The organism is Pseudomonas syringae group sp. J254-4 (genome assembly GCF_032586855.1).
In the GTDB taxonomy this organism is placed as follows: Bacteria; Pseudomonadota; Gammaproteobacteria; order Pseudomonadales; family Pseudomonadaceae; genus Aquipseudomonas; species Aquipseudomonas amygdali.
Genome location: NZ_JAWHOO010000005.1, coordinates 35,921 through 54,113, shown reverse-complemented (window position 1 = coordinate 54,113; position 18,193 = coordinate 35,921). Strand labels below are relative to the sequence as shown.

The following is an 18,193-nucleotide window of genomic DNA, read 5'->3' as shown; positions in this document are numbered from 1 at the left end:
AGCATGGGTACGATGGTGTTCTTGAGAGCACTTATCGCCCTCCGACGCGGAGCATGGGTACGATAGTGTCAGGCTTCCAGCAGCCATCAACGGAACCGGTCAACCTCGTTACGCAGTTCTGTCGCCAACCCATTCAGCTCCTGAGCGGTGACCGCCAGGTTGGACATCACCTGGCGCTGTTCGCTGTTGGCCATGGCGATGCTTTGCAGGTTGCTGCTGAGCATGGTGGCGGTGCTGCTTTGTTCCTGGGTTGCGGTGGTGATGGCGGCGAACTGGTGACCGGCCGAGCGGCTTTGTTCGTCGATCTGGGCCAGTGCCGAGGCCACTTTGGCGTTAAGCGACAGGCCTTCCTGCATCAGGGTGTTGCCCTGTTGCATAGTGCTGATGGCGTTGCCGGTTTCCTGCTGAATGCTGGCAATCATGCCGGAGATTTCGTCCGTCGCTTCACGGGTACGAGAAGCCAGGCTGCGCACTTCATCGGCCACCACGGCAAAGCCGCGGCCTTGTTCACCGGCACGTGCGGCCTCGATGGCGGCGTTGAGCGCCAGCAGGTTGGTCTGGTCGGCAATCGAGGTAATCACCCCGACAATGCTGCCAATTTCCTGCGAGCGCTGGCCCAGTGTGTCGATGACCGTTGCCGTACTGCTCAGCGAGGTTGCGATCTGTTGCAGCGATGAAGACGCCTCGTCCATCGAGGTACGACCAATGCGCGTCTGCTGCGCATTTTCCTGTGCCAGACGCTCGGTATTGCTCATGTTGTCAGCGATGTTCATCGACGTGGCGCTGAACTCCTCGACGGCACCGGCCATGCTGGTGATTTCGCCGGACTGTTGCTCCATGCCCTCGAACGCGCCACCGGACAGGCCGGACAATGCGTGGGCGCGAGTGCTGACTTCCTGCGCCGCAGTACGGATATGCGACACCATTGATGACAGCGCTTCGCTCATCTTGTTGAAGCTGCCCGACAGCTGCCCGATCTCGTCATTGCTCGTCACATTCAGGCGGACGCTCAGGTCGCCCGCACCCAATGCATCGGCCTGGCGTACCAGTTCGGACAGTGGACGCAGCTTGCTGCGCAGCAACCAGATCGCGCTGATCACCGCGATCAGCATGGCCAGCACACTGCCGATGGCCAGCTGGGTGCCGACGTTCCAGGTCACTTCACTGATTTCGTCACGCGGCATGCTGGCAATGACGGTCCAGGGGCCACCAGCGAACGGCTGGCCAACGCTGTAGTAGTCGTCATCGCCGTCATCCCAGAACTGCGCCTTGCCCGGTTTGCTGGCGAGGTCGGCAACGGACTTCGCTGCACCGTCCAGAGATTTGACGCCCGCCGGCGGAACCAGCCAGGCACCTTTTTCGTCCAGCAGTGCCAGCGAGCCGGTAGAGCCAATGCGAAAGCTCTTGAGGTTATCGAACTGGGTTTTCTGTGCGTCGGTGTAATCGAAGCCCACAAACAGCGCCGCAATGATCTTGCCGCTGCTGTCGCGAACCGGGCTGTACTGAGTCATGTAATAGCGATCAAACAACACCGCTTTGCCCACATAGCTCTGACCGGCGATCAAACGCTCGTAGGCTGCGCCCTTGCGATCCAGCACGGTACCGATGGCGCGCGTGCCATCTTGTTTGCTCAGAGAAGTGCTGATACGAACAAAGTCGTCGCCGCTGCGCACGAAAATCGTCGCCACGCCCGCGGTCATCGAGCGGAATTCATCAACCTCGGCAAAGTCGTTGTTCAGTGCGGTATCACGCAGGAACAGGCCTGGCGTGGAAGTGCCCGCCACTGTGACCGGTTTGTCGGGTTGCAGGCTCAGGCCACCGGCAAAGCGCTTTTCGAACAGACCACTGAGGCGCTGAGTGCTATCACGCAGTGTGCTGTGAAACGTGCTCAACTGGTCGGCGAGCAATCTGGCTTCGCTCGACATGTGCTCTTCGCGAATGACCAGGTTGGACGCGTCCAGAGACCTTAACGCGAACAGGGTGCTGCCGCTGATAACCACAGCCAGGATCACGGCCAGAGCAATACCGAGTTGCGAGGCAATTCGGGTACGGGGCTTGGACATAGAGACTCCATGCCGAATGATTGGAGTTGCCTGATCCGTGGCTTACCATTCAGCGAACAAATTAATGAGTGTTTTAAGCTGCCTGAACAGGCAGTCGTTAAGCAGTGCTTCGGCCACCAGAGTCGTTACTTGAGTAACGGTCGCGACATTAACCAATGATGGCAGTTCAATACTAAACTAATTTTTAATGCAGTACTTCAACTAACGGCAACTCCATAGCGTTGACTTCCGTCTGCAGAAAATCGCTGAGGCGACGCAACCGCTCTGCGCCGGGCCTTGTGCGCGGCCAGACCAGATAATAATTTTCTCCGCTGAATACCGCGGTGCGCCACGGCAGGCTCAGACGGGCCTGAGCCACGTCCTCGGCGACCATAAGCAAGTCGCCCATCGATACGCCGTAACCGCGTGCCGCTGCAATCATTCCCAGCTCAAGCGTATCGAACACCTGCCCGCCTTTGAGCGACACCTGATCGGCCAGCCCCATGCGGTTCAGCCAGGTGCGCCAGTCACGCCGGTCAGGGGTGGGATGCAGCAACTCGGCCTTGGCCAGCCGCTTCACGTCCCATGGCGGGTCCTTCAACAACGTAGGTGCCCCCACCGGAATCAACAGCTCCGGGAACAGCAAAGTGGCTTCCCAGTCCGAGGGGAAATGCCCGTGACTGAGTAAAATCGCGCAGTCGAAAGGCTCCAGAGTAAAGTCCACGGCATCGATATCCATCCAGGCGCTGGTCAGCTGCACCTCGTTGCCTACTTGCAGATGACGGAAGCGACTGAGCCGCGCCAGCAACCAGCGCATGGTCAGCGTCGATGGCGCTTTCATGCGCAGAATGCCTTCGTCGGTCTGCAAAGTGCTGCAGGCTCGCTCAAGCGCCAAAAACCCATCACGCACGCCGGGCAACAGCGCACGCGCTGATTCAGTCAGTTGCAAGTTGCGCCCGTTGCGCTGAAACAAACGACAGGCAAAGTGCTCTTCCAGCGTGCGGATGTGACGGCTTACTGCACTTTGAGTAATCGAAAGCTCCTCGGCCGCTCGTGTGAACGAGGTATGCCGCGCCGCAGCTTCGAACGCCCTTAGTGCATAAAGAGGGGGGAGACTGCGAGGCATATGGCGCTTCCTGCTGGCGATGAGTGGCTACTTTACTGCAAATCGTCTCACATGAGTTTTACTCATGCAGCGCATCAGGTTTATCGTTTTGTGCTTGCGCGTCCAACCGCCCAGAATAGGCCCTCATCCGAACTCCGCCGTAGAGCACCGCCCACATGCAGCCCGCACTTAAAGAACTCTGGATCATCCTGCGCCTTGCCGGGCCGCTGATTGCATCGCAGATGGCGCACATGCTGATGGTGTTCACCGACACGGTGATGATGGGCAAGATCGGACCGGAGGCGCTGGCAGGCGGTGGCCTGGGTGCGGCCACGTACAGCTTCGTTTCGTTCTTTTGTGTGGGCGTGATGGCTGCGGTCGGCACGCTGGTCGCGATTCGCCATGGCGCTGGTGATACCGAAGGTGCGACGCGCCTGACCCAAGCCGGTCTGTGGCTGGCGTGGGGCATGGCGCTGGTTGCCGCGCTGCTGCTGTGGAACCTCGAGCCCATCCTGTTGCAGTTCGGTCAGGCCGAAGCCAACGTGCATATGGCTGCCCAGTTTCTGATCACCCTGCCCTTTGCCTTGCCTGGCTTGCTCAGCTTCATGGCATTGCGCGGCTTCACCAGCGCACTCGGGCGTGCGGGGCCGGTCATGACCATCAGTCTGGCCGGTGCGGCCGCAAACTTCGTGCTCAATTACGCGATGATTCATCAATGGCTCGGGCTGCCGAATCTGGGGCTGATGGGCATCGGGCTGGTGACCGCGATTGTGACCAACTGCATGGCCCTGGCGCTGGCGCTGCATATCAAGCGCCATCCGGCCTACGCGGCGTACCCGATCAGCAAGGGGCTTTCGAAGCTGTCGCGCACCCATCTGAGAGAACTCTGGCGTCTCGGCCTGCCGATTGGCGGGACCTATGCGGTGGAAGTCGGCCTGTTCACCTTCGCAGCGTTCTGCATGGGGGCAATGGGCAGTACGCAAATGGCCGCGCACCAGATCGCCCTGCAGACAGTGTCCATGGCGTTCATGGTTCCGGTGGGAATGTCCTATGCGGTAACCATGCGTATCGGCCAGCATTATGGCGCGGGCAACCTGTTGATGGTGCGCATGGCTGGCCGTCTGGGCATCGGTTTTGGCGGCTGCGTGATGCTGATGTTCGGGTTGCTGTTCTGGCTGGCGCCTAATGTGGTCATCGGTCTGTTTCTGGATATCAATGACCCGGCCTTTGCCGAGATTGTCGTGCTGGCCGCAAAACTGCTGGCCATTGCGGCCCTGTTCGAGTTCTTCGACGGTACTCAGACGATTGCGATGGGGGCGATTCGCGGGCTCAAGGATGCGCGCACCACGTTCCTGATCGGTCTGGGCTGTTACTGGCTGATTGCCGCGCCTGCCGCCTGGTTGCTCGGCTTTTCTACCGATGCCGGTGCTTCAGGCGTCTGGTGGGGGCTGGCGCTGGGTCTATTCTGCTCTGCCGTGGCGCTGACCTATGCGTTTGAATGGAAGACGGCTCGCCTGTTGCGTCGGGAGGCAGCCGGGTTGGCGGTGCCGGCCTGATCCGGCGCGCCGTCATCCGGAGTTTGATGCACCCGTATTGGCGGCTTCCGAGCGCAGGTAAGCCACCAGATCCGCTATCGGCAGCGGCCTGCTGATCAGATAACCCTGCACCTGGTCGCAGCCGAAATCGCGCAGCAACTCCAGTTGCCCGGCGGTTTCGACGCCCTCGGCGACCACTTCCAGGTTCAGGTTGTGGGCCAGCTTGATCATGGCGTTGACCAGCTTGCGGTTCTCTTCGCGTAGCTCCATCTGCCCGACAAAGCCCATGTCGATCTTGAGCAGCGCGATGGGCAGGCTGTTGAGGTGCATGAACGACGAGTAGCCCGTACCGAAATCATCCAGCGAAAAGCGCACACCCAGCCGCCGCATTGCATCCATGGTCTGCAGGACCTGATCGCTGCGCCGCATGACGGCAGTTTCGGTCAGTTCGAACTCCAGCCAGTGCGCGTCGACGTCGAGTTCCTCGATGAGGCGGCTCAGTGTCGGCAACAACTGGCTGTCCTGAAATTGCCGGAACGACAGGTTGATCGCCATGTGCAATGGCGCAAATCCTTGCTCGCGCAGGGCCTGCATGTCACGCAGTGCGCGGAAAATGACCCAGTAGCCGAGCGGCACGATCAGGCCGCTTTGCTCGGCCAGTGGCACGAACTCACTGGGCGGCAGCAGCCCGCGCGCCTGGTGGCGCCAGCGTACCAGCGCTTCCAGGCCGACAACGCGCCCGGTCTCCAGGCACAGCCGCGGCTGATAATGCAACTCCAGTTCATCGCGGCGCAGGGCTCGTCGCAGCTCGCCTTCCAGATCGGCCAGGCTGCGGGCGTTGCGGTTGATGCGCTCGTCGAACAGATGAAAGGTGCAGCCCTGCGTGCTCTTGGCCTGGCGCATGGCGATGTGGGCGTGCCACATCAGCGGGTCTGCTTCGGGCCGGGTTTGTGAATGGGCAATGCCCAGGCTGCAACCCAGCAGCAGGCTTTCGCCATCGACCCAGTAGGGTTCGGACAGCACGTCAGTAATTCGCTCGGCCAGTTGCATGGCGCGTGCAGGTGTTGTGCGGGTGTCAATCAACAGGGCGAATTCGTCGCCGCCCAGGCGTGCAAGCTGATCGCCCGCAGCGAGCTGGTTTTTCAGACGTGCCACGACTTGCAGAATCAGTCGGTCACCGGCCTGATGCCCCAGCGAATCGTTGGCGCGGCGGAAGTTGTCCAGGTCCAGATGCCCCAGCGCCAGGCTGCCACCCTCGGCCAGACGCGCCGTCAACAGCGCCTGAAAACCCTGACGATTGGCGATGCCGGTCAATGGGTCCTGACCGACCAGACGCCGCAGGCTGTCTTCCAGGCGACTGCGCTCGTGGACATAGCGCAGGCAGCGGCGCAGCGCATCGCCGGTCAATGCATCGCGCACCAGCCAGTCACTGACGCCACTCGGTCCGACCAGCGGTTCCTTTTCGAGCAGCACCACGGTGGGCAGCAGGCAGGTTCCGGTTCTGGGCTGCAGGTCGGGCGTTGTCAGCAGCACGGTGCTGCGCTCGTTAGCGTACCCGGCGCTGAAAGCGTCCCAGTTCTCGCCATGCAGAAGTATTACGTTGCTGCCCGGCGCAGTGAGGCAATCGCGCAGCAGCGCGTACCAGAAAGGCTCGTGCGCCAATAACAGCAATCGCAAGGGTTCGACAGGTGTAGGCAATCTAACTTCCTAAGTGCAAAGGAAAAACCGGTGGCCGCACTCCCGCTGGAGCATGACAAATACACGTATCGTTGCGTCGCGGCGCAAATGTAACAAAAACAGAAGAATTAGATAGCGATCACTGTCTGGCTACGATGACCGCTGCACAAACCCGTGGGCCTGTTAAAATGCCCGACCTTTTTTACAGACGACTCTTCATACCGCCATGTCCCGACTCAATCCCCGGCAGCAGGAAGCCGTGAACTACGTCGGCGGCCCTCTTTTGGTGCTCGCCGGTGCCGGTTCCGGCAAGACCAGTGTGATCACCCGCAAGATTGCGCATCTGATCCAGAACTGCGGCATCCGCGCCCAGTACATTGTCGCCATGACCTTTACCAACAAGGCCGCGCGCGAGATGAAGGAGCGCGTCGGTACGCTGCTCCGAGGCGGCGAAGGACGCGGCCTGACGGTTTCGACCTTCCACAACCTGGGTCTGAACATCATCCGCAAGGAACACACGCGGCTGGGCTACAAACCGGGCTTCTCGATCTTCGACGAGACCGACGTCAAGGCCCTGATGACCGACATCATGCAGAAAGAGTATTCGGGCGACGACGGTGTCGACGAGATCAAGAACATGATCGGCTCGTGGAAAAACGACCTCATCCTGCCTGCCGACGCGCTGGAAAACGCCCGCAACCCCAAGGAACAGACCGCCGCCATCGTCTACACCCACTACCAGCGCACGCTCAAGGCGTATAACGCGGTGGACTTCGACGACCTCATTTTGCTGCCGGTCAAGCTGTTCCAGGAACACGCCGACATTCTGGAGAAATGGCAGAACAAGGTGCGCTACCTGCTGGTGGACGAATATCAGGACACCAACGCCAGCCAGTACCTGCTGGTTAAACTGCTGATCGGTTCGCGCCATCAGTTCACCGTGGTGGGCGACGACGACCAGTCGATCTACGCCTGGCGCGGTGCGCGACCGGAAAACCTGATGCTGCTCAAGGACGACTACCCGTCGTTGAAAGTCGTCATGCTGGAGCAGAACTACCGTTCCACCAGCCGCATCCTGCGCTGCGCCAACGTGCTCATCTCCAACAACCCGCACGCCTTCGAAAAGCAGCTGTGGTCCGAGATGGGCCACGGCGACGAAATCCGTGTCATCCGTTGCCGTAACGAAGATGCCGAAGCCGAGCGCGTGGCGATGGAAATCCTCACCCTGCACCTGCGCACCGACCGGCCCTACAGCGACTTCGCCATCCTGTATCGCGGCAACTACCAGGCCAAGCTGATCGAACTCAAATTGCAGCATCACCAGGTGCCGTATCGACTCTCCGGCGGCAACAGCTTCTTCGGTCGCCAGGAAGTGAAAGACCTGATGGCGTATTTCCGTTTGCTGGTGAACCCGGACGACGACAACGCCTTCCTGCGGGTCATCAACGTGCCGCGTCGAGAAATCGGCTCGACCACGCTGGAAAAACTCGGTAACTACGCCACCGAACGCAAGGTCTCGATGTACGCCGCCACCGAAGAAATCGGCCTGGGCGAGCACCTGGACAGCCGTTACACCGACCGTTTGCAGCGCTTCAAGCGCTGGATGGACGGCGTGCGCCAGCAATGCGCACAGAACGACCCCATCGCCGCGCTACGCAGCATGGTCATGGACATCGACTACGAGAACTGGCTGCGGCAGAACAGCTCCAGCGAAAAGGCCGCTGATTACCGGATGAGTAACGTCTGGTTCCTGATCGAGGCGTTGAAAAACACGCTGGAAAAGGACGAAGAAGGCGGTATGACCATCGAGGAAGCCATCGGCAAGCTGGTCCTGCGCGACATGCTTGAACGTCAGCAGGAAGAGGAAGATGGTGCCGAAGGCGTGCAGATGATGACCTTGCACGCCTCCAAGGGTCTGGAGTTTCCTTACGTGTTCATCATGGGCATGGAAGAAGAGATCCTGCCGCACCGCTCCAGCATCGAAGCCGACACCATCGAAGAAGAACGCCGTCTTGCCTATGTCGGCATTACGCGCGCGCGGCAGACTCTGGCCTTCACGTTCGCCGCCAAGCGCAAGCAGTACGGTGAAATCATCGACTGCGCGCCAAGCCGCTTTCTGGATGAGCTGCCCCCGGATGACCTGGCCTGGGAAGGCAATGACGACACTCCGACGGAAGTCAAAGCGGTTCGCGGCAATACCGCGCTTGCCGATATTCGCGCCATGCTGAAACGCTAGTCGACAAACGAAATTGATCATTTATTGCGCAATGGCGCAGTCTAGGAATTGAAGTGGAAGCACTGCACAAGAAGATTCGCGAAGAAGGCATCGTATTGTCCGATCAGGTGCTGAAAGTCGATGCGTTTCTCAACCATCAGATCGATCCGGCCTTGATGAAGGAAATTGGTGACGAATTCGCCCGTCTGTTCGCCGACGCTGGCGTGACCAAAATCGTGACCATCGAAGCTTCCGGCATTGCGCCGGCCGTCATGGCGGGTCTGAACATGGGCGTGCCGGTGATTTTCGCCCGCAAGCACCAGTCCCTGACCCTGACCGAAAACCTGCTGTCGGCGACCGTGTACTCGTTCACCAAACAGGTGGAGAGCACGGTGGCGATCTCGCCGCGTCATCTGAGCAGCGACGACCACGTGCTGATCATTGATGACTTCCTCGCCAACGGCAAAGCCTCGCAGGCGCTGATCTCGATCATCAAACAGGCCGGTGCGACCGTGGCCGGGCTGGGGATCGTGATCGAGAAGTCCTTCCAGGGCGGCCGTGCCGAACTGGATGCACAGGGCTATAGAGTGGAATCGCTGGCGCGGGTTGAGTCCCTGGCCGGTGGGGTTGTGACGTTCAAGTAACGCGCTCAAGGGAGGACGCAGAGCGTCCAGAAAGGCATGCGACGCGGAGCGCCGCACGATAGTTGCGATTATCGTTCCTCACGCTCCAGTGGGGGAGCTCCGCACGATAGTTACGATGATCGTTCCGCACGCTCCAGCGCGGTAATGCAGTTCTCGACGCTCTGCGTCGCCAAGAGGACGCGGAGCGTCCAGAAAGGCATGCGACGCGGAGCGCCGCACGATAGTTACGATTATCGTTCCGCACGCTCCAGTGGGGGAGCGCCGTACGATAGTTACGATTATCGTTCCGCACGCTCCAGCGTGGGAATGCCGTTCATGACGCTCTGCGTCATAGTGTCTGTGCTTCAGCGCGGAATACCGAGGGCACGCAAGCGTCGATACAGGGTGCGTTCGCTCAGCCCCAGCTCTCTGGCCAGTTCGCTGCGCGAGCCGTTGAACACTCGCAGTGCATGGGCGAGCTTCTCCAGGCCGTCGTCCTGCTGGCGGTAAGTCACGCCACCCGCTTCTTCGCCCTGGCCGCGCACCTCGGCGGGCAGGTCCTGCGCGCGAATGATGCCGTCGTCGGTAAATAAACGGGCGCGTTCGAGTATGTTGCGCAGTTCGCGAATGTTGCCGGGGTAGCTGTACACACTCAGCAGGTTCATGGCCGAGGGGTCGACACGCGGAGCAGCGCCGGGCGCGATGCGTTGCAGCAGGCTGTCGATCAGCAGCGGCAGGTCTTCACTGCGTTCGCGCAGTGCCGGCAGACGGATCGGGAAAGCGCTGATGCGGTAAAACAAATCCTGGCGAAAACTGCCATCGGCGACCATCTCCCTGAGCGGTTTGTGGGTGGCCACTACCAGCCGAAAATCCGAATGCACCGTGCGCAGGCTGCCCACCGGGCGGAAGCTGCCTGATTCGATCAGCCGCAACAGCTTGACCTGCATGGCCAGCGGCACCTCGCCGATTTCATCAAGGAACAACGTGCCGCCATGAGCGGCTTCGGCCAGACCGGTCTTGCGCTGTAACGCCCCGGTGAATGCGCCCTTTTCATAGCCGAACAGCTCGCTCTCCAGCAGGGTTTCGGTAAGCCCGGTGCAATCGACCACCACCAGCGGCCCGGCGGATCTGGCGCTGCTGGCGTGCAGTGCGCGAGCGAACAATTCCTTGCCGGTACCCGACTCACCCTGCAGCAGCACCGGAATCTGCGCGGGCGCAGCGCGTTGCAAGGCACCCAGAACTTCCTTGAACGCCGCTGAGCGACCGACCAGCCCATGCTGCTGCGGCTGGACCGACGCCACGGCCACCGAACTCAGTCGCTCGACGTAGGCGATGACTTCACCCCCGTCATCGAGAATCGGCCGCAGCTCCACATCCACATGCTCAGGGCCGCGAGGTGTGTGGTGAATATGCAGCAAACGCTCCGGAAGCCGCGTTTCGTGGGCCTTGCGCATCGGGCAATGCTCACCGGCCTGATCGCACGGCACCGCGAACTGATGTGACACCCGATAACACTTCTCGCCCACATGGGGCGTGCCTTCAACGCCGAACTGGCGCTGATAGGCGGTGTTGGCCGCGATGATGTTGTAGTCGGTGTCCAGAACGATGGTCGGTCGCAGGTCATGTTCGAGGTATGACACCAGTGACTGCATGCGACTGCCGGGAAAATCGGTGGCGATGAGGGTCATGCTTGCTCCTGTGGATTGGTCGCAGCTTAACCCATCTCGCTGCCAGCTTATGCCACTGTCTGCCAAGCGACTGCCAAAATGTGGCAGTCAGCGTCTTGGCAGCCATCATGCGGGTTTCCGCAGAATCCCTCAACGCCCTGTATTTACTATGCTCAACAGGTTTTCCGGCCGTTGGCATGGTTATTGAGAAGTCATAGCAACGACTGCCAACCGTCCGGCTTGACCAAACGGGCCTCGAGGCGATTTACAGCCATGGGAATTGCACATGATCATCGGTGAAAAACTTTATGTCGAAGCCCTCTTCGACAGCCATACCTGGACCATCAGCTACCTGGTGATGGACCTGTACAGCAAGCAGTGCGCGCTGATCGACAGCGTGCTCGATTACGACCCCAAGTCGGGCCGCACCCGGACCGAGTCTGCCGACCGGATGATCGGCCGGGTACAGGCGCTGGGGGCTTCGGTGCAGTGGATTTTCGAAACCCATGTGCACGCGGATCACCTCTCGGCTGCGCCGTATCTGAAACAGCAGCTTGGCGGACAAATCGTCATCGGCAGCCACATCACCGCCGTGCAGGAAACCTTTGGCGCGCTGTTCAACGCGCCGTCTGACTTTGCCCGCAATGGCAGCCAGTTCGATGTGCTGCTGGAAGATAACGCGTCGTTTGCCCTTGGAACACTTCAGGTCAAGGCCATGCATACGCCCGGGCATACACCAGCGTGCATGAGTTACCTTGTGCAGGTCGACGACAAAACCATCGCGTTTGTCGGCGACACGTTGTTCATGCCCGATTACGGCACCGCGCGTTGCGACTTTCCCGGAGCCGATGCGCGCACGCTGTACCGCTCCATTCACAAGTTGCTGGCGTTGCCGCCTGACACCCTGCTGTTCATGTGCCACGACTACCTGCCCAACGGTCGTGAGCTGAAATACATGACCACCGTCGCCGAACAGCGCGCCAGCAACATCCATGTTCATGACGGCGTAGATGAAGACGCGTTCGTCAGCATGCGTGAAGCCCGTGACGTGACGCTGGATATGCCCGTACTGATGCTGCCTTCGGTGCAGGTCAACATGCGCTGCGGGCACTTTCCCGAGCCGGAAGACAACGGCGTCGTCTACCTGAAGATCCCGCTCAATGCCTTTTGACCGCTGCCCGCCTTGGGAAACCCTGTGATGAATGCTTCGACAACTAGCTGTCAGATCCTGATCGTCGGTGGCGGTGCTGCCGGTATCGCCACCGCCGCAAGCCTGCTCGCCCGTGATGCTGCCCTGCAGATCACGCTGGTCGACCCTGCCGATACCCACTATTACCAGCCGGGCTGGACCATGGTCGGCGCGGGCATTTTCACGCCGCAGTCGACGGCACGCAGCATGGCGTCGCTGATTCCCAAAGGCGTGCAGTGGATCAAGGCCGCCGTGGCGACGTTCGAACCGCAGCACAATACCCTGACGCTCGCCGACGGGCGCATGCTTGCCTATCAGCAACTGGTGGTCTGCCCCGGTCTGAAGCTGGACTGGGCGGCCATCGACGGGTTGGTCGAGACGCTGGGTGCCAACGGCGTGACCTCCAACTATCGCTATGACCTGGCACCCTATACCTGGAAGCTGGTGCAGGGCTTGAAGCAAGGGCGCGCGCTGTTTACTCAGCCGCCCATGCCGATCAAATGCGCCGGTGCGCCACAGAAGGCCATGTACCTGTCTTGTGACCACTGGCTGAAAACCGGCCGTCTGGCGCAGATCAATACGCAGTTCTTCAACGCCGGTGGCGTGCTGTTCGGTGTGGCGGACTATGTACCGGCGCTGATGAAGTACATCGAGCGTTACGCCATCGACCTCAAGTTCAGCCATCGGCTGGTGGCCGTCGACGGGCCGGGCAAGCGTGCTACGTTTGTTTGCACGCAGGCCGATGGCAGCAGCGAAACCGTCGAGCACAGCTTTGAAATGCTGCACGTGGTGCCACCGCAGATTGCCCCCGACTTCATTCGCAGCAGCCCGCTGGCCGATGCCGCAGGCTGGGTGGACGTGGACCCTGCCACGCTCCGGCACCGACAGTTCGCCAATGTTCATGGTCTCGGCGATGCCACCAATACCAGCAACGCCAAAACCGCCGCAGCCGCCCGCAAGCAGGCACCGGTGGTGGCCAATAATGTGCTGGTCGCGCTGGGTCGTCGGAGTGAGTCTGCCGTCTACGACGGTTATGGCTCGTGCCCGCTGACCGTCGAGAAAGGCCGGATCGTACTGGCTGAATTCACCTATGGCGGCAAGGTTGCGCCGAGCTTCCCGCGCTGGCTGCTGGATGGCCGTCAACCGACCCGGCTGGCCTGGTGGCTGAAAGAACGCATTCTGCCCGTACTTTACTGGCATGGCATGCTCAAGGGACGTGAATGGCTGGCCAAACCGGAAAAGGCTGACGCCAGGCATGGATGAGCATCAACTGCTGGGCGTTGGCCTGGGGGCGATCATTGGCGTGGTACTGGCGCTGACAGGCGCAGGCGGTGGCATTCTCGCGGTCCCGCTGCTGGTTTTTGGTCTTGGCCTGTCGATTGTCGAAGCGGCACCTGTCGGCCTGCTGGCCGTCGGGCTGGCGGCGGGAATCGGCGCGGTGCTGGGGCTGCGTCAGGGCATCGTTCGCTATCGCGCTGCCGGGTACATCGCATCCATCGGTGTGTTGATGGCACCTCTGGGCCTGTGGCTCGCCCATCGACTGCCCAATACACCGCTGGCATTGGTCTTTTCGGTCGTGCTGCTGTACGCCTGCACGCGCATGTTCATCAGGGCCAGCCGCGAATTGCGTCACGGCCAACCGCCGCCGCGCGCAGAGATTCTGCCCTGCGTGCTCAACCCGTTGCAGGGCCGCCTGCGCTGGACCATGCCCTGCCTGCGCGCACTGACGCTGACCGGCGTGGGCTCCGGGTTGCTGTCCGGGTTGTTGGGGGTTGGCGGCGGGTTCGTGATCATTCCGGCGCTGACCCGCTACAGCGATCTGGGCATGAAAAGCGTTGTGGCGACGTCACTGGCGGTGATTGCGCTGGTCTCGACGGGCAGCGTCATCACCGCCTCACTGAGCGGGGTGATGCACTGGACGGTGGGTGCGCCTTTTGCTCTGGGCGCAGTCATCGGCTTGATAGTCGGCAGGCAAGTCGCCCGCTACCTCGCCGGCCCACGCCTGCAACAACTGTTCGCCGTGTGCGGCATCGTCGCGGCGTTCATGCTGGCGTTGTCCGTGCGATAACAGCCCGAGGACGCAGAGCGTCCAGAAGGGCATTCCCACGCGGAGCATGGGAACGATAAAATCTCGAGATCACTATCGTGCCAATGCTCCGCGTCACATGCTCGTGCTGACGCCGCGCACTCAAGATCGGACGCAGAGCGTCCAGAAAGGCATTCCCACGCGGAGCATGGGAACGATAGCTGGAGGGCGGGCTTAAAGCTTTTGCCAGACCTTCGGTTTGAAGAACAGCGTCTCGCCCTTGGCCAGGCCTACCAGGCTGTCGTGGTCTTTCACCACTTCGGCCTCGATCAGTTCGCTCTGCCCTTCCACTTTCAACGTGACCCGCGTTGTCGCGCCCAGCGGGCGGATGTCGCGGACTTCGGCGGCGTGGTGGTCTTCGATTTCCTGACGTGACAACGACACTTCATGCGGACGGAACAACAGGTGCCCTTCCTCGCCCAGGCTCAGGCGGTTGGAGTCACCCAGGAAGTGGTAGACGAAGTCGTTGGACGGGTTCTCGTACACCTCGCCCGGTGAGCCGATCTGTTCGATCACGCCCTTGTTCATCACCACGATGCGGTCGGCCACTTCCATGGCCTCTTCCTGATCGTGGGTCACGAACACCGAGGTCAGGTTGATGTCTTCGTGCAGGCGCGCCAGCCAGCGACGCAGTTCCTTGCGCACCTTGGCGTCCAGTGCACCAAACGGCTCGTCCAGCAACAGCACTTTGGGCTCGACCGCCAAGGCACGGGCCAGAGCGATACGCTGACGCTGACCACCGGACAACTGCTCCGGATAACGGTCGGCCAGCCAGTCCAGTTGCACCATGTTCAGCAGTTCGTGGACCTTTTCCGCGATGCGCGTTTCGTTCGGGCGCTCACGCTTGGGCTTCATGCGCAGGCCGAACGCGACGTTGTCGAACACCGTCATGTGGCGGAACAGCGCGTAATGCTGGAACACGAACCCGACGTTGCGATCACGCACGTCATGGCCGGACACATCTTCGCCATGGAACACGATACTGCCGTCATCCGGGGTTTCCAGGCCGGCAATGATGCGCAGCAGGGTGGTCTTGCCGCAGCCTGACGGGCCGAGCAAAGCCACCAACTCGCCACTCTGGATGTCCAGACTGATGTTGTTCAGAGCCTTGAAGGCGTTGAAATTCTTGCTGACGTTACGGACTTCGATCGACATGATTATTCCTCCGCCGCGTTATGGCGCAGACGGTTAATGCGGGATTCGCTCCACTGCTTGAGCAGCAGGATGAATAGCGCCAGGATCAGCAACAGGCTCGCCACGGCAAAGGCTGCAACGTGGTTGTACTCGTTGTAGAGAATTTCGACGTGCAGCGGCAGGGTGTTGGTGACGCCGCGAATGTGCCCGGAAACCACCGACACCGCGCCAAACTCACCCATCGCCCGCGCAGTACACAGCACCACGCCGTAGATCAGGCCCCATTTGATGTTCGGCACCGTGACGTGCCAGAACATCTGCCAGCCGTTGGCACCCAGCAGCCGCGCCGCCTCTTCTTCCTGAGTACCCTGCTCTTGCATCAGCGGGATCAGTTCGCGCGCAACGAACGGCACAGTGACGAAAATGGTCGCCAGCACGATGCCCGGCAGGGCAAAGACGATCTGGATATCGTGGTCCTGCAACCAGGGCCCGAACAGGCCCTGCGCGCCGAACATCAATACGTAGACAAGACCGGCAATGACCGGCGATACCGAGAACGGCAAATCGATCAGCGTGACCAGAATGCTCTTGCCGCGGAACGAGTATTTGCTCACGCACCATGCGGCGCTGACGCCGAATACCAGATTGAGCGGCACCGAGATCAGTACCGCAATGACCGTCAGCTTCAGCGCTGACAAGGCATCCGGTTCAAGGATTGCGGTAAAGAACGCGCCCAGACCGTTTTTCAGCCCCTGAGACACCACGATGAACAGCGGCAGGCCCAGAAACAGAAAGAACACCAGCCAGCACAGGCCGATCAGAATACGTCGCGACACCGCGCTGCCACGACGGGCTGCATTGGCAGAGGCGGCGGCTGAAACAGATGAATAAGACATGTTCTGCGCCTCCTCAGGATGGGGTTTCAATACGCCGCTGCAGCAGGTTGATCAGCAGCAGCAGAATGAAGGAAACCACCAGCATCATCACGCCGATAGCGGTCGCGCCGGTGTAGTCGTACTGGTCGAGCTTGACCATGATCAGCAGCGGCAGGATCTCGGTTTTCATCGGCATGTTGCCGGCGATGAAAATCACCGAACCGTACTCGCCCACGCCTCTGGCAAACGCCAGAGCGAAGCCGGTCAGCCAGGCAGGCAACAAGGCCGGAACGAGGATGTGGCGAAACACCTGCAGAGGACGCGCGCCCAGGCAGGCAGCGGCTTCTTCAACTTCCTTGGGGATGTCGGCCAGCACAGGCTGCACGGTGCGCACCACGAATGGCAGGGTGACGAAGGTCAGCGCCAGGGTAATACCCAACGGCGTGTAAGCGATCTTGAAGCCCAGGTCGGCGGCGAACTGCCCGACCCAGCCATTGGGCGCGTACAGCGCTGTCAGGGCGATACCGGCCACAGCAGTCGGCAGGGCGAACGGCAGATCGATCATGGCATCGATGATCTTGCGACCGGGGAAGGTGTAACGCACCAGCACCCAGGCCAGCAGCGTGCCGATCACGCCATTGATCAGGGCCGCATAGAAAGCGGTGCCGAAACTCAGCTTGAGCGCCGCGATCACGCGTGGTGCCGTGATGATGGCCCAGAACTGATCCCAGGTCAGCTGCGCTGCATGCACGAACATGGCGGCCAGCGGTATTAGCACAATCAGACTGAGGTACACCAAGGTGTAGCCCAGCGTCAGCCCGAAGCCGGGTATGACGGGGGAGATACGACGCGACATAAAAGTCCCTGGTTTCACTTGCACGAAGCCCGGAGGTTAATCCGGGCTGTTTGGCCAAGCCTGCGATGCCGCTCGGGCGGCATCCTCATTTCGGCTTATTGCGCCTGATAAATCTGGTCGAAAACGCCGCCGTCATTGAAAAACTTCGGCTGCGCAGTTTTCCAGCCACCAAAGTCTTTGTCGATAGTCACCAGATCGAGTTTCGGGAATTGCTTCTCGTACTTGGCGGCCACTTCGGCATCACGTGGACGATAGAAGTTTTTCGCCGCAATTTCCTGACCTTCCTTGCTGTACAGGTGCTTCAGGTATTCAGTCGCGATTTCAGTGTTGCCTTTCTTCTCGGCGTTTTTGTCGACTACGGCTACCGGAGGTTCGGCGAGAATCGACAGCGACGGCACGACGATGTCGAACTTGTCTTTGCCGCCGTCTTCTTTCAGCGCCAGGAACGCTTCGTTTTCCCACGCCAGCAGCACGTCACCCTGACCGTTGTTGACGAAGGTGATGGTCGAACCGCGCGCACCGGTATCCAGAATCGGCACGTGCTTGAACAGCGTCTGCACGTATTCCTTGGCCTTGGCTTCGTCACCGCCGCCCGACTTCAGGCCGTAAGCCCAGGCAGCCAGGAAGTTCCAGCGCGCACCGCCGGAGGTTTTCGGGTTCGGTGTGATCACCGAGACGTCTTTCTTGATCAGGTCACCCCAGTCCTTGATGCCTTTGGGGTTGCCCTTGCGCACCAGAAACACGATGGTCGAGGTGTAAGGCGTACTCGCGTCCGGCAGACGGGTTTGCCAGTTTTCCGGCAGGGTCTTGCCCAGCTTGGCGATTTCGTCGATGTCACCGGCCAGTGCCAGGGTCACCACGTCAGCACGCAGACCGTCGATCACGCCACGGGCCTGCTTGCCTGAGCCACCGTGCGACTGTTTGATCTCGACCTTGTCGTCCGGATGGGATTTTTTCCAGAAGTTGACGAATTCTGCGTTGTAATCCTGATAAAGCTCGCGTGTCGGATCGTAAGACACGTTGAGCAGTTCGTAATCCTTGGCAACAGCCGAACCTGCAAAAACAGCACTGGCGAGAGCGGCCAGAGCGAAACGGCGAATGGACATAGATGAAGCTCCTGGAAATGCGGTGTGTTGGCTTTTTTAATTTCTTCTTGGCGCGTCAGAACGGCATCCGCATGGGCGCGCTG

The 18,193-nt window shown here is 60.5% G+C and carries 14 protein-coding genes and 1 pseudogene; 6 read left to right on the top strand and 9 right to left on the bottom strand.

What is annotated here, in order from left to right; genetic code table 11:
- Positions 1 to 86: 86 nt before the first annotated feature.
- The 3 genes and pseudogenes from RYB09_RS27170 to RYB09_RS08360 form a co-directional block, all read right to left on the bottom strand.
- On the bottom strand, positions 87 to 809 hold the full coding sequence (locus RYB09_RS27170; protein WP_371912909.1) for a methyl-accepting chemotaxis protein: 723 nt from the start codon (positions 807 to 809) through the stop codon (positions 87 to 89).
- Positions 810 to 941: 132 nt separating this feature from the next.
- Positions 942 to 2,063, bottom strand: a pseudogene (locus RYB09_RS27165) (Cache 3/Cache 2 fusion domain-containing protein); the annotation flags it as partial.
- A gap of 184 nt (positions 2,064 to 2,247) precedes the next feature.
- Entirely contained in the window at positions 2,248 to 3,168 is a 921-nt protein-coding gene (locus RYB09_RS08360; RefSeq protein ID WP_002551384.1) for a LysR substrate-binding domain-containing protein, read from the bottom strand.
- A gap of 155 nt (positions 3,169 to 3,323) precedes the next feature.
- Between RYB09_RS08360 and RYB09_RS08355 the strand changes: the two genes are divergently transcribed.
- On the top strand, positions 3,324 to 4,703 hold the full coding sequence (locus RYB09_RS08355) for a NorM family multidrug efflux MATE transporter (RefSeq protein WP_316887911.1): 1,380 nt from the start codon (positions 3,324 to 3,326) through the stop codon (positions 4,701 to 4,703).
- 12 nt (positions 4,704 to 4,715) lie between these two features.
- Here the strand turns inward: RYB09_RS08355 and RYB09_RS08350 are convergent, their stop codons facing one another.
- Positions 4,716 to 6,380 carry a bifunctional diguanylate cyclase/phosphodiesterase gene (locus tag RYB09_RS08350; protein ID WP_316887909.1) on the bottom strand — a complete coding sequence of 555 codons (1,665 nt, stop codon included), beginning with the start codon at positions 6,378 to 6,380 and terminating at the stop codon, positions 4,716 to 4,718.
- A 205-nt stretch (positions 6,381 to 6,585) separates the two neighbouring features.
- Here RYB09_RS08350 and rep point away from each other — a divergent pair, with 205 nt between their 5' ends.
- Together rep and RYB09_RS08340 are read left to right on the top strand one after the other, a co-directional pair.
- The gene (rep, locus tag RYB09_RS08345) at positions 6,586 to 8,595 is read left to right on the top strand and encodes a DNA helicase Rep (protein WP_004660029.1); all 2,010 of its coding nucleotides are present in this window, start codon (positions 6,586 to 6,588) and stop codon (positions 8,593 to 8,595) included.
- Positions 8,596 to 8,648: 53 nt separating this feature from the next.
- Positions 8,649 to 9,218: a xanthine phosphoribosyltransferase gene (locus tag RYB09_RS08340; RefSeq protein WP_002551388.1), complete on the top strand. Its 570-nt coding sequence runs from the start codon at positions 8,649 to 8,651 to the stop codon at positions 9,216 to 9,218.
- A gap of 344 nt (positions 9,219 to 9,562) precedes the next feature.
- On the opposite strand, the gene RYB09_RS08335 is transcribed toward RYB09_RS08340, so the two are convergent.
- A complete protein-coding gene (locus RYB09_RS08335) occupies positions 9,563 to 10,885 on the bottom strand; it encodes a sigma-54 interaction domain-containing protein (protein ID WP_316887907.1) in 1,323 nt (440 codons plus the stop codon).
- Positions 10,886 to 11,150: 265 nt separating this feature from the next.
- Between RYB09_RS08335 and RYB09_RS08330 the strand changes: the two genes are divergently transcribed.
- Genes RYB09_RS08330 through RYB09_RS08320 form a run of 3 tightly spaced genes read left to right on the top strand, consistent with a single transcriptional unit; the run spans position 11,151 to position 14,121 of the window.
- Entirely contained in the window at positions 11,151 to 12,035 is an 885-nt protein-coding gene (locus RYB09_RS08330) for an MBL fold metallo-hydrolase (RefSeq protein ID WP_058402563.1), read from the top strand.
- A gap of 27 nt (positions 12,036 to 12,062) precedes the next feature.
- The gene (locus RYB09_RS08325) at positions 12,063 to 13,316 is read left to right on the top strand and encodes an FAD/NAD(P)-binding oxidoreductase (protein WP_122281948.1); all 1,254 of its coding nucleotides are present in this window, start codon (positions 12,063 to 12,065) and stop codon (positions 13,314 to 13,316) included.
- Positions 13,309 to 14,121, top strand: coding sequence for a sulfite exporter TauE/SafE family protein (locus RYB09_RS08320; protein WP_058402561.1), 813 nt, complete (start codon positions 13,309 to 13,311; stop codon positions 14,119 to 14,121). The genes RYB09_RS08325 and RYB09_RS08320 overlap by 8 nt, the downstream gene beginning before the upstream one ends.
- 192 nt (positions 14,122 to 14,313) lie before the next feature.
- Here RYB09_RS08320 and RYB09_RS08315 read toward each other — a convergent pair whose 3' ends face one another.
- From RYB09_RS08315 to RYB09_RS08300, 4 genes are all read right to left on the bottom strand, one after another.
- Positions 14,314 to 15,294 (bottom strand): sulfate/molybdate ABC transporter ATP-binding protein, encoded by a 981-nt coding sequence (locus RYB09_RS08315; RefSeq protein WP_002551393.1) that lies wholly within the window; start codon positions 15,292 to 15,294, stop codon positions 14,314 to 14,316.
- Between the two features lie 2 nt (positions 15,295 to 15,296).
- A complete protein-coding gene (gene cysW, locus RYB09_RS08310) occupies positions 15,297 to 16,169 on the bottom strand; it encodes a sulfate ABC transporter permease subunit CysW (RefSeq protein ID WP_004662918.1) in 873 nt (290 codons plus the stop codon).
- Between the two features lie 13 nt (positions 16,170 to 16,182).
- Entirely contained in the window at positions 16,183 to 17,004 is an 822-nt protein-coding gene (cysT, locus tag RYB09_RS08305; RefSeq protein WP_122258654.1) for a sulfate ABC transporter permease subunit CysT, read from the bottom strand.
- Positions 17,005 to 17,099: 95 nt separating this feature from the next.
- Positions 17,100 to 18,110: a sulfate ABC transporter substrate-binding protein gene (locus RYB09_RS08300; RefSeq protein ID WP_122258655.1), complete on the bottom strand. Its 1,011-nt coding sequence runs from the start codon at positions 18,108 to 18,110 to the stop codon at positions 17,100 to 17,102.
- Between the last annotated feature and the right edge of the window lie 83 nt (positions 18,111 to 18,193).